Annotated in this window: 8 protein-coding genes, 1 tRNA gene and 2 pseudogenes; 6 read left to right on the top strand and 5 right to left on the bottom strand. The window is 54.3% G+C overall.

What is annotated here, in order from left to right:
• Positions 1-257: 257 nt before the first annotated feature.
• Together dnaG and rpoD are read left to right on the top strand one after the other, a co-directional pair.
• Complete coding sequence (gene dnaG / locus AC0L6S_RS20255) at positions 258-2,165, top strand: DNA primase (protein ID WP_473425923.1); 1,908 nt, start codon at positions 258-260, stop codon at positions 2,163-2,165.
• 225 nt (positions 2,166-2,390) lie between these two features.
• Positions 2,391-4,211 (top strand): RNA polymerase sigma factor RpoD, encoded by a 1,821-nt coding sequence (rpoD, locus tag AC0L6S_RS20250; protein WP_473425922.1) that lies wholly within the window; start codon positions 2,391-2,393, stop codon positions 4,209-4,211.
• A 78-nt stretch (positions 4,212-4,289) separates the two neighbouring features.
• Here the strand turns inward: rpoD and AC0L6S_RS20245 are convergent, their stop codons facing one another.
• On the bottom strand, positions 4,290-5,177 hold the full coding sequence (locus AC0L6S_RS20245; RefSeq protein ID WP_473425921.1) for an AEC family transporter: 888 nt from the start codon (positions 5,175-5,177) through the stop codon (positions 4,290-4,292).
• A 140-nt stretch (positions 5,178-5,317) separates the two neighbouring features.
• Between AC0L6S_RS20245 and AC0L6S_RS20240 the strand changes: the two genes are divergently transcribed.
• Positions 5,318-5,394, top strand: a tRNA-Ile gene (locus tag AC0L6S_RS20240).
• Positions 5,395-5,431: 37 nt separating this feature from the next.
• Here the strand turns inward: AC0L6S_RS20240 and AC0L6S_RS20235 are convergent.
• The 3 genes and pseudogenes from AC0L6S_RS20235 to AC0L6S_RS20225 all read right to left on the bottom strand — a co-directional run.
• Complete coding sequence (locus tag AC0L6S_RS20235; RefSeq protein ID WP_473425920.1) at positions 5,432-6,622, bottom strand: integrase core domain-containing protein; 1,191 nt, start codon at positions 6,620-6,622, stop codon at positions 5,432-5,434.
• A 286-nt stretch (positions 6,623-6,908) separates the two neighbouring features.
• Positions 6,909-7,694 (bottom strand): DUF7002 family protein, encoded by a 786-nt coding sequence (locus AC0L6S_RS20230; protein WP_473425919.1) that lies wholly within the window; start codon positions 7,692-7,694, stop codon positions 6,909-6,911.
• Positions 7,695-7,772: 78 nt separating this feature from the next.
• Positions 7,773-8,141 (bottom strand): annotated as a pseudogene (locus AC0L6S_RS20225) (IS6 family transposase); the annotation flags it as partial.
• Positions 8,142-8,549: 408 nt separating this feature from the next.
• On the opposite strand from AC0L6S_RS20225, the gene AC0L6S_RS20220 reads away from it, so the two are divergent.
• Together AC0L6S_RS20220 and AC0L6S_RS20215 are read left to right on the top strand one after the other, a co-directional pair.
• Positions 8,550-9,200 (top strand): PEP-CTERM sorting domain-containing protein, encoded by a 651-nt coding sequence (locus tag AC0L6S_RS20220; RefSeq protein WP_473425918.1) that lies wholly within the window; start codon positions 8,550-8,552, stop codon positions 9,198-9,200.
• Positions 9,201-9,671: 471 nt separating this feature from the next.
• Positions 9,672-10,262 (top strand): PEP-CTERM sorting domain-containing protein, encoded by a 591-nt coding sequence (locus tag AC0L6S_RS20215; RefSeq protein ID WP_473425917.1) that lies wholly within the window; start codon positions 9,672-9,674, stop codon positions 10,260-10,262.
• A 9-nt stretch (positions 10,263-10,271) separates the two neighbouring features.
• Here AC0L6S_RS20215 and AC0L6S_RS20210 read toward each other — a convergent pair.
• Positions 10,272-10,949 (bottom strand): annotated as a pseudogene (locus AC0L6S_RS20210) (IS6 family transposase); the annotation flags it as partial.
• A gap of 195 nt (positions 10,950-11,144) precedes the next feature.
• Here AC0L6S_RS20210 and AC0L6S_RS20205 point away from each other — a divergent pair.
• Positions 11,145-11,792, top strand: coding sequence for a hypothetical protein (locus AC0L6S_RS20205; protein WP_473425916.1), 648 nt, complete (start codon positions 11,145-11,147; stop codon positions 11,790-11,792).
• Positions 11,793-11,797 lie beyond the last annotated feature (5 nt).

Raw genomic sequence — 11,797 nt, 5'->3', positions numbered from 1 at the left:
CGTATTCCCCAAACAAACTTCCCGTTACAGCGCCAAATGTCCGGGCTCACTCAGAAAGAGGCATGCAGGGACCGGGTGAATCCCGTAGCGAATATCTTAGCCCTCTGAGCGTACGGGGTTCACCCGGTCCCTGCATGCCGTCAGCGTGGTTATCAAATTGCCACTAGTAATACGGATTAAGAATCACGACACAACGAACCTAAACTTTTAACCCAGAGCGTGGTTCAATACCCCACCACGCCACCAAGAAATCACGTATGGCCGGACGGATACCCCAAGCTTTTCTGGATGACTTGCTAGATCGCGTCGATATCGTCGATGTGATAGACCGGCGCGTCAAACTGAAAAAGACCGGCAAAAATTACTCGGCGTGCTGCCCCTTCCACGAGGAGCGCACACCCTCGTTCAGCGTAAACCCCGACAAACAGTTTTATTATTGCTTCGGCTGCGGCGCGGGGGGCAACGCGCTCACTTTCCTGATGGAATACGAGAACGTGGAGTTCCCCCAGGCGGTGGACGCGCTGGCCAGCAGCGCCGGCATGGAAGTGCCACGCGAGCCCAGTCGCGGCGGCCGCGACCCGGCGCAGCGGGAGGAGAGTAACAAGCCGCTGTATACACTGATGGAACAGGCGGCGAAGTATTACCAACAACAGTTGCGCAGCCACCCACAGGCATCGCGCGCGGTGGACTACCTCAAGGGGCGAGGCCTCTCAGGGCAGATCGCCAAGACTTTCGGCCTGGGCTATGCGCCGCCGGGCTGGGACAACCTGCACACGGCACTGGGCGGTGGCGATGCGCTGCGCGAATTGCTGATCAAGGCCGGCATGTTGGTGAAAAATGAGAACGGCAGAATCTACGACCGGTTTCGCGACCGCATCATGTTCCCAATTCGGGACCGCCGTGGCCGCGTGATCGCTTTTGGCGGCAGGGTATTGGGCGATGACAAACCAAAGTACCTGAACTCCCCGGAAACCGAGATATTCCACAAGGGGCGCGAACTGTATGGCTTTTACGAGGCGCGCCAGTCGACCCGCAAACTGGAGCGCATTGTGGTGGTTGAGGGCTATATGGACGTGATCGCGCTGGCCCAACACGGCATTACCTACGCCACGGCCACACTGGGTACGGCTACCAGCAACACCCACCTCGACCGGGTCTACCGCTTCTGCCCGGAGGTGGTGTTCTGCTTTGACGGCGACGAGGCAGGCCGCAAGGCGGCTTTTCGGGCGCTGGAGGCTGCCCTGCCCAGCATGGAAGATGGTCGACAGGCCAGATTTCTGTTCCTGCCCGAGGGTCAGGACCCGGACGACGCGGTGCGCGCCGGCGGCCAGGCGCAGTTCGAGGCCCTGTTGGGCGAGGCGGTGCCGCTGGAAACCTTTCTGTTTGAATCCGTTCAGCGCGGGCTGGACATGAGCAGCCTCGACGGCCGCGCGCGCATGAGCAAACTGGCCCTACCGCATATCCGGCAGCTGCCCGAGGGAGTCTATCGCCAGTTGATGTTTCAGGCGCTGGCGCAGCGCACCGGCCTTGAATTGAACAGCCTGATGCAACTGGAGACACCGCCGCCGGAGCCACCCCCTATCCCGGAGCCAGATTATGGGACGGAGCCCGACTATGAGCCCCCGCCCGATTACGACGGTTACGACGGACCGGCCGAGCTGGAACCGCAGGCGCCGCCGCCCCGACGAGAACAGCATTTCAAGCACAAGGTACCTGCCCGGGGCTACTCCAACCTCGCGCAGGCGGCCATCGCCCTGCTGCTGCACCAGCCGGATATCGCTCGCCTGGTGAGCACCGAGCTACTGGAGGAGATTGAAGGCGAGGACGGTCAGTTGCTGCGCGAATTGCTGCTACTGTTACACCGCAGGCCCGATTCCAGCACCGCGATGCTGCTGGGCCACTGGTACGGCACCGATGAAGGCAAACTGCTCAACCGGCTGGCCGGACAGGAGCGCCTCATTCCCGCCACCGGCATTGAAAACGAGTTCATGGACACCATCCACGCATTGGCGCGCCTGCCACACCAATCTAAATTGAGTGCCCAAGTCGACAAACTGAAACTCACCAACTACGCTGAGGTGAGTGAATCGGAAAAACAGCGACTCCGGGAGCTTCTGCAGGAAAAACTGCAGCGCGACACACAACGCAACAAACCGCGGGAGTGAGCAACACCGGCTGCCGCAGGGCGGGAGACCCTCCCTTTTCCCTCACTTCGCCCGGGTTGAAAAATACCCGGGGCAACCCCATATAATGTTTGCAACTTTCTGGGTGTTTGCGGGTCAAATGACCTCAGAATCCGGAATTTTCGCGACTTTTTGTAGGTAAGTCGCGGCTTTCTGGGTATAATCGCCGGCTAAATTTTTTCCCCCACTTTTCAGGGTTTCTCCTCAATGACAAACGTCGCGAAACAACAGTCACGCCTCAAGGACCTCATAGCCAAGGGCAAGGAGCAGGGCTACCTGACCTATTCTGAGGTAAACGACCACCTGCCGCAGGATATCTCCGATCCGGACCAGGTTGAAGACATCATCCAGATGATCAACGACATGGGCATACAGGTGTTCGAATCTGCCCCTGATGCCGATGAACTGCTGATGACGGAGGGCGATTCCTCCGCCGACGATATCGCTGCCGCTGAGGCCGCCGCCGCACTGGCTGCCGTTGAAACAGAAGCCGGGCGCACCACAGATCCGGTGCGCATGTATATGCGCGAAATGGGCACCGTGGAACTGCTCACGCGCGAGGGCGAAATCGTTATCGCCAAGCGCATCGAAGAGGGCATCCGCGAGATGCTCGCTGCTGTCGCCCTGTACCCCGGCGCAGTAAAAACCGTTCTCGACGAATATGACCTTGTCGCCAAGGAAGAGCGCCGCCTGGCCGACATCATGGTGGGCTATCTGGACCCGGCAGAGCACGTACCCTCCGCCGCAGAAGTCGCAGAAGCCGCCGAAGCGGCCGCCCCTTCAGCCAGCGACGATGATGACGAAGAGGCCGATACCGGGCCCGATCCAGTCGAAGCCAAAAAGCGCTTCACCGCACTTCGCCGCCAGTACAACAAAACTGAAAAGGCGATCGCCGCCAAGGGCCGCCTGGACAAAACCTCGATCAAGGAAATGGAGAAGCTGGGCGAACTGTTCAAGTACTTCAAGTTCACACCGCGCATATCCGACCCGCTGACCGACTCACCGCGCAATATCCTGCTCGCCGTGCGCGACCAGGAGCGCGAGATTATGCGTCTGGCAATCCGTGTCTGCGGCATGCCGCGCAAGGAATTCATCGCCTCGTTCCGGGGCTCAGAAACCGATCCGCGCTGGGTTAGCCGCTTCACACGTAAAAAAGACTACGGTACCAAACTGGCCGCTGAGAAAGACGAGATCCAGCGCCTGCAGCGCCGCATCGCCCAGATAGAAGAGAAGTGCGGGCTGACCGTCACCGAGATCAAGGAGATCAACCGCGCCATGTCCATGGGCGAGGCCCGTGCCCGGCGCGCCAAGAAAGAGATGGTGGAAGCCAACCTGCGCCTTGTTATCTCCATCGCCAAGAAGTACACCAACCGCGGCCTGCAATTCCTCGACCTTATTCAGGAAGGCAATATCGGCCTGATGAAAGCGGTCGACAAATTTGAATACCGCCGTGGCTACAAGTTCTCCACCTACGCCACATGGTGGATTCGCCAGGCGATCACCCGCTCCATCGCCGACCAGGCGCGCACCATCCGTATTCCCGTGCATATGATTGAGACCATCAACAAGCTCAACCGTATCTCACGCCAGATGCTGCAGGAAATGGGCCGTGAGCCCACGCCCGAGGAACTGGGCGAACGCATGGACATGCCGGAAGACAAAGTGCGCAAGGTGCTGAAGATCGCCAAGGAACCCATCTCCATGGAGACGCCCATCGGCGACGACGAAGATTCCCATCTCGGCGACTTCATCGAAGACCACACCATCCACTCACCCGTGGATGCCGCCACCGGCCAGGGCCTGCAGGAAGCCACCAAGGAAGTGCTGGCAGGCCTCACCGCCAGAGAAGCCAAAGTACTGCGTATGCGTTTCGGTATCGATATGAACACCGACCACACCCTTGAGGAAGTCGGCAAGCAGTTTGATGTGACCCGCGAGCGTATCCGCCAGATCGAAGCCAAGGCACTGCGCAAGTTGCGCCACCCCACGCGCTCCGATTACCTGCGCAGTTTCCTCGACGAAACCTGATAGACAGCTGCCTTATACCCGAGGCTCGTTCCTGCTGGAACGGCCTCGGGTCGCACAGTTAAGGCCTTCCGCGCAGGCCTATATCCAGTAAGCCAACACCAGCGGTAGCACGACAATCGTCAACAGGGTTGTTACCAAAATCACGCCTGCGACCGCAGGTGCATCGTCAGGGCAGTACATCTCTACCCACAAATAGGTGGCCGCCGACGCCGGCATCATACACTGCAGAATAAACACACTGCGCGCGACGCCAGTGAAGCCGAATAACGTCACCAGCGCATACGCCACCATGGCAGCCACCAGAATATGCAACAGCGACAACTTCACCGCCAGACCGAGTCGACCGATCTGCAACGTTGCCAAACTGACACCCAATGTCAGCAGCATCAATGGAATCGCCAGCCCACCCATAATGTTCAGGCTGTCCATGATGGGCTTGGGAAACGACAGCCCGTTCAGCAACATGACAACCGCAAGAATCGAGGCGTATACCACCGGACTCGTCAGCACTTTGCGGATCGAATAATTGCCTGAGGTGACCCACTGGCTCACAGTAAATGTCGTCACGATCGTAACCACCACAAACGCAAGGCCGTAAGTGATACCCCCTGCGCCCACCGCCAATACACAGACCGGCAGGCCCACGTTCCCGACATTATTCAGGCTCAATGTCGAGAGAAACACCTTTATCGACAAGCCGAAGACACGCAGCAAACACGCCCAAATGACACCGAGGCACACGACAGCAGCCAAGGCCGCCGCCATCATCTGCAGAAAAACCGGTAGATTCACCGGATGCCCCAGCAAATGAGAGAGTATCAACGTGGGATAGCCCACATTGGCCATCACACTGGTGACCATTTTGTTATCAAACGGCTGCTTCAGCTTCGCCAGCGCGAATCCGGCGGAAATACACAGCAATATCGGCAAAACGACATTGAATACATGCTGAAAAACCGCTTCCATGGAATCTTCCGGCCCCTTGGCGCCGCCTTAGTATGCCTGCGTGGGCTTCACACACTATAGTGAATCGGCCCGAGAGAAAAGAAGGCATCCGGGGCTGGGACAGAGCGCCATTCTTATCTATAATGCGCACCTCCTCACGGGGGCCCATAGCTCAGTTGGTTAGAGCATCCGACTCATAATCGGCAGGTCGAAGGTTCGAGTCCTTCTGGGCCCACCATTTTTCATCTGTCCTTTCCGGGCACATAGGTAACAGTTCATTCCGAGGACATAGGTAACAGTTTTGGAGCAAAGGGGTTTTCACCCACTGGCTCCACCTTGTTTACGTCCTGATCGAAGAATCCTAGATCATAATCCATGAAACTGACAAGCCAGATCTGGTCAGCGATCTCTCTGATGCCTACATACTGGCCTGCAAACACCGTACTGGAGTTCACTTTCCGTCGCCCGATACATATCCTGCCACACTGTGTGACCTGAATTGAACGGTCATGAAACGGGTACTCAGGCGGCTCTGGATGGAAGTACTCTCGAGCTGAAGGTGTATACACCTCGCCGGGATAGCGGCCCTGCAGGGATTGATGGGGGCGGTCATTATTGTAACCCTCGATAAACTCTTCGAAGCGAGATTGCTGCTGCAGGAAGTTGTAACTGGGGGGCTTGGTCGCTTCCTTTTTCAGCGTTAGGTGCATGCGCTCATGCCGACCATTCTGCTGTGGGCGACCTGGCTTGATTCTTTCAATGCCAATGCCCAAGCGTAGCCACCAAACAGCAAGACGGCTCAATCCAAACAACGCATGAGCGGAGGCAAAGGGAACGCCGTTATCAGTGCGAATGGCTGCAGGCAGCCCAAATTCCTTAAACACACGCTCAAATACCGGGAAAGCGCCTGATTCCTTCACAGATTCCAGGCCTTCACAGGCCAGCAGGTAGCGCGAGAATTGGTCTGTGACCGTCAGCGGATAGCAGTAGCGCTTATTCCCCAGCATGAACGGGCCCTTGTAGTCGGCACACCACAGCGCGTTAGGAGCGGTCGCAGTGCTCAGGCCCGTACCCTTGGCCTTGTAGCGCCGGCGCTTGCGTCGCTTGACCAAACCATGGTGGTCAAGGATTGAGTGGATGGTGCTTACAGCCGGCGGACTGATAATGGGCAGCACCTTGATCAGCTTGTCTCGAATTTTTGGAGCGCCCCAGCTATCGTGCTCTCGCTTGATCTGCAAGATGGCCTTCTCGACCTGGAATGGGGTTTCGTTCGGGTGTCGATACGGGCTTCTGGTTCTATCTTCCAGGCCCCGAAGGCCGAAGTCTTTATAGCGATTAAATATCTTGTAGCCGGTCTTACGAGAGATTCCAAACTCTCGGCAAACTGCTGACATTTTCTCGCCATCCAGGAGTTTGGCGACAAATCTGAGGCGCTCATCCATACGGTTACACTCTTTCCAAGGCATCTGGAGTCCTCCTCCAAATGCTCAATTGTGTAACCTATGTGCCCGGTATAAACTGCAACCTATGTGCCGATATGGTCAATAATTTTCATAGAGTTATAAATTTTTGAGCATCCGACTATGTCGGGGGGATGGGTGGCAACGCGAGTCACCGGAAACTCATTGGCCGAAATTTGCCTGGAACTCGGTAAACTGACTGTGTTCTTTGACTGGGCCTTTTGACAGAAGGCTCTAGTTCTGTCCTGTCTGTCCGATGGTGAAGCTTACGAATGGGGCCACAGACTGCCGATTACCTATTTTCAGGTGGCGGTAGGATCGTGGCTGTCGGATCACTACCCTTCATGCGATAAACAGAGACAATATGACTTTCGATATCGGGAATGCCACCCTCGACGCAAACTTCTACTACAGCGTCCCATTCTGGCCGTCGCTTTATTTTGTGCCAATACTCCCATGGATAATCTACTATTGTAGTAAACGTGCCTGGCCCCCTTGGTGCAGCGTTCGGCTTGGTACATCCACTATTGATTGGGCAAAGGAGAATACTGTCCTCGAGTGCGTCTACCAAAGTACGCGTGTTTATGGTCAGGACATCGTGTTCCGAATCCATGTAGGCTCTCGCATTCAGTAATCGGTGTAGCCTCTGTTTTGATGTCCAAAAGAAGACCTTTGAGTTCAGGCATCGGTACCAATCCTGTGGTGTCATATTTGAGCCCGCAAGTGCGCGATTCAGACCGGCGTCATCCATTGGCTTCTGATCCCTAATATTCGCGTTTCCCTTCTTCGGGCTGGTGATCTTTAGGATTTCCGGACGATGCTTGCTTTCAATCGCGTTTCGTTTTTCGCCACTTATGCCGAAGTAGTCCAACAAGGCAGAGGTACTGCACAAGCCATGCTTACGAATACTTTCCCAACTCCCGCACTCCGCCATGTGGTAGAGGCGCGGATAAGTTTTGATAAAGTGTTCGACATCCACTATCTGTTGCCTTTCTGTTGATTTGCACTGAAATCTGAACCATTTCAGCCGACTATTTGCAGGTTGTGCTGACCCACTTCGCTGGCCACAAATATACATCTTCCGGTGGGTCTGTGTGCCTTGCCCGGGTCAATTTTCAGTGCAAAAGGCGGGTCAAATTTCGGTGCAAATCAACAGTGATCGCAATAAACGCCTGAAGAAGCGCTTTGCAGCAGCACCATCACGCTTTCTCTGGAGATGCACATCCACCACCTCACCGTCTTGATCCACTGCTCGCCACAAATAGAGTTGCTTGCCGTTGATTTTGATGAATACTTCATCGATGTAGAACATATCGCCATAGCCTCGGTGCTTTCGCTTCAACCGGCGGGAATAAATGGCACCGAATTTTATGCACCACAGACGAATAGATTCGCGAGTGACTGTAATGCCTCGATCGGCGAGCAGATCTTCGATATCCCGATGGCTCAAGTTGAAGCGATAGTAGAGCCAGACAGCGTAGCTGATGATGCCGGATGGGAATTGGAGACGTTTGTAGATATTCATGGGCTGATTCTAGCAATTTGGGCCAGTTAAGTTGGCGATACCGTGTTCTGAACTGGTGCGGCTATCTGTCGCAAGCCCAAACCCCAGCGGAGGTCGACCCCATTCGGCGCGCAGCAACTAGCGGTCAGCCAGCCGTTGAGGAGGGTATTTTTGGCAACGCTGGAATCACTAACAGAGGGAGAAATCGGGCGGAAGACGCCGGGGCCGAAAAGGAGGAGTTAGGTTAACTGTCCCTGGAACCAGAAGAAGGAACAGAACGTGTTGAATTGCATTGAGTACTGATCCAAATTGAGCTGAGTCTGGCGTGCTATAGTGACCCACCGCAATGGACTAAAGAGTGGATAGTCAGGCAGTGGGGGGTGGTTTGAAATGCAAGTCAACACATAGATAGTCAGGGAGAAAGTTCAGATGAATATAAGAACAAGAGTACTGGCTGTACTGACACTTGCGGGATGGACGCTGAGCGTCGAGGCATTGCCAATCACTGATACGGTGACCGTGGATGGCAAAACCTGGGCACAGGTCGGCCTGTTTTCCAGCCTGTCGTGGAATGAAGTTAATCAAGTCTGTCCCTCTGGAACTTGTACTGCAGCTACCCTCAACGGGTTTGACATGGAAGGTTGGCGATGGGCATCGTTAGCAGATATTCAAAATCTCTTTGCCTATTACATCGGTTCACCCATCGAATACATAGCGGGGTACGGTGATATTCTGGATGAGCACAGTTCGAGTTGGGCGCCTGCGTTTTACGACGACGGCTGGGTGCAAACCGCTTCCTACATGGAGGGTCAGAGGTACACCAGAGGAATGCTCTCCACTGAGGTCAATGCTTATCGATATTACCAGGCAACAATAATTGACTATGACGAAGCAGTAATTTTTGCCACTCAAGGAACGTTTCGGGCAGATACTGCAAGGCTTCCGCAGTCCTTCGGAAGAGATATACCCTATGAGAACTACGGGGCATGGTTCTATAAAGTCCCCAGCCCCTCTACGCTTGCCTTATTTGGGATGGGATATGCTGGCCTTGTATGGACAAGACGTAAGAATGCGAAATAATTGATCATGGAGTTAATGATCCGCCTTTCCTGATTTGAACGGGACCATCTCTTGGGAGGGCGGTTATTTACTCTTGGTGCGTGGAAAAGGCAAGAACAGCTAGCGGGTTCCGGGGACAGTTTGCTTTAATCAGTATTGCGACTAGTCTGAAGGTGTCAAGGACGACACCGAGTAACGCAGTATGACGAGGATGCCAAGGTAGATGCAGGTGTTGATATTTGGACGTATCGTCTTATGCCCAACCATGTACACTTTGTGGCTATGCCAGAAGCAAAAAACTGGCTTGGCTACAGTCTTTCGTCATGTTCAATGTTAGTACTCTAGGCGGATTACTTTCCGCTAGAACTGGAGAGGGTTCAAGGATTCAGAGCGCCGTTATTGGGGTGATTAAAATCACAATAAATCAACCACATGTATTTTTACTCTGACCCCATCAGTCTTAACGAACTAGCCCATTTTGTGAGTAGAACTATGAAAAATAGATTGAGGCTTTTCACACTCTCCATACTGTTCCACGCTGCATCATCGTGGGCGACTCCAATGCTATCGCCCGATGGCAGCTTGCTCACCGGTGTCGATGTCGACGGCATATTGTACGATGTGATGTTCGGTGATGGCATCGTCAAGGACGTTTATGCGGACGTCACATTCGACGCGGCACGCGCAACGGAAAGCAACGCCGTGTCGGTGGCGACGGCCGCCGCACTCAATAGCTTGAGCGTAATCAATACCGATATTGCAGGGTGCGAATATAACCCCGAGGGTGACCGGCCCAATCGCTGCGACATTTTTATGCCCTCATCCTATAGCTGGTTCTGGGGCTACCTTTACATTGACGGGGACATATTGGCAACGCTGAACGGGTACGAATGGATCAACGAGTACCTTGTTTCGTTAAACCCAACTGTTTCATCCTGGTCTAACCCGCGACTCACACTAGCAGTGTATAAACGCCAGGAGGAGCCCAGAGAACCGGTTGCGGCTCCGGCAACAGCACTACTGCTCGGCCTGGGCCTCGCCGGTCTTGGCTTCAGCCGCCGGAAAAGTCAAACTCAAGGCTAACCCCGCCAGTTAGCAGCGACTTTCAGTGGGCGAAAAAGATGGGCTCGGCCTGACCAGATGCCTGCCATGATTGAAAAAACTACTGACCACTGCATGGGCTCCCAAAAATCTCTGCGCCTGCTTCATTAACTTAAGCTTCCGCATCCCACGCTCTCTCACACTGGTCGCCTCGTGGGATTGTTCGGCCCGATTATTCTCATACTGCTTAGTGCTGTGGATCATCTCAGGGATCAATTCCCGTTGAGCGACACCATAGCTGCGAAGTTTGTCTGTCACGATCTTCCTAGGCTCACACCCATGGCTCCGCAATAGGCGTCTGAAAAAGCGCTTAGCTGCAGCCCTATCCCGCTTGGCCTGAAGGTATTCATCAACGACATCGTCATCCTGATCCACGGCTCGCCACAGGTAAAGCTGCTTGCCATTGATTTTGACAAAGACTTCATCGATAAAGAACGTATCGCCATACCCACGATGTTTGCATTTCAGTCTTCTGGCGTAGAGGGCTCCGAACTTGATGCAGAGCCTGCCCCGCGAGCGCAGCGAGTTCTTTGGGTACCACAAGCGGATCGATTCTCGTGTGACGATAATCCCGCGCTCGGCAAGGAGATCTTCGATATCGCGGTGGCTCAGGTTGAATCTATAATACAGCCACACTGCGTGGCTGATGATATCTGGTGGGAACCGGTGAGGGTGAAGTCACATACTAGTGTCGGAATTCTTTACAATAGCCCATGAGTGCACTTGTACACCTGCGATAAAGTTGCCTAATATTGGGGCATTTTTCTATTTGGTTTGAATCTTGCATGTCGCTTAAACCAATGCTGAGAATATGGCTCCCGCCTATCTTTTTCGCCTACTCTATAACTTTGAGGATTTTCAGGCATGAGCATAATAAAAAAAACGATGGCGATCGTTATTGCGACAATATGGCTCGGTATCGCCACCGGGGTACAGGCACTGCCAATTTTAAACATTTCTCCCGATGGTCACTTGCGGGGTGCCAGTGGTGTTGAGTTCCTCGGCAGGACTTATTCAGTTGAATTTGTGGAAGGTACCTGTGCTGATATTTATGGCTCGTGCGATAGCAATGGAATGTACACTTTAAAGACCGCCAATGAAGCTGAAGCGGCCAGTCAGGCGCTTCTGGATTTTGTATTTCTCGATAGCTTCAGCCCCGAAACACAGTTTGATTCAAATCCCGCTCTTACGTACGGATGTACCCGTCCGTCTTCTTGCTGGGCGATAAGCGCGTATGCAGTATTCGCTACAACGGGTGTCCCCGGGTACCGTGCCGCGGTAAATTTCCGTTGTTGCGCGGTTGACAATCTCGCTGGCCATAACTTTCTGAACACCACGCTCGATACAGCGCTTCACGACGGCAGCGTTTATGCCGTATGGACATTGATGGGCGGGCAGGTGCCGATACCAGCATCAATCTACCTCATGGGCTTGGGTCTCGTCTTACTGCGATGGCATTGCGCTAGCTGTCTGGCGACCACCGTGAGACGAAAGAAATCAGGGACCGTTTAGGGAAT

Source organism: Halioglobus sp. D3-4 (assembly GCF_055809315.1).
The sequence above is the reverse complement of the archived record's forward strand: the minus strand, read 5'-3'. Positions and strand labels throughout refer to the sequence as shown.

Excerpts from the sequence above, each read along its gene's own strand:
- dnaG (WP_473425923.1), top strand. The coding sequence starts at position 258 with ATGGCCGGACGGATACCCCAAGCTTTTCTGGATGACTTGCTAGATCGC.
- AC0L6S_RS20235 (WP_473425920.1), bottom strand. The coding sequence starts at position 6,622 with ATGCCTTGGAAAGAGTGTAACCGTATGGATGAGCGCCTCAGATTTGTC.
- AC0L6S_RS20245 (WP_473425921.1), bottom strand. The coding sequence starts at position 5,177 with ATGGAAGCGGTTTTTCAGCATGTATTCAATGTCGTTTTGCCGATATTG.
- AC0L6S_RS20220 (WP_473425918.1), top strand. The coding sequence starts at position 8,550 with ATGAATATAAGAACAAGAGTACTGGCTGTACTGACACTTGCGGGATGG.
- AC0L6S_RS20230 (WP_473425919.1), bottom strand. The coding sequence starts at position 7,694 with ATGTATATTTGTGGCCAGCGAAGTGGGTCAGCACAACCTGCAAATAGT.
- AC0L6S_RS20215 (WP_473425917.1), top strand. The coding sequence starts at position 9,672 with ATGAAAAATAGATTGAGGCTTTTCACACTCTCCATACTGTTCCACGCT.
- rpoD (WP_473425922.1), top strand. The coding sequence starts at position 2,391 with ATGACAAACGTCGCGAAACAACAGTCACGCCTCAAGGACCTCATAGCC.
- AC0L6S_RS20205 (WP_473425916.1), top strand. The coding sequence starts at position 11,145 with ATGAGCATAATAAAAAAAACGATGGCGATCGTTATTGCGACAATATGG.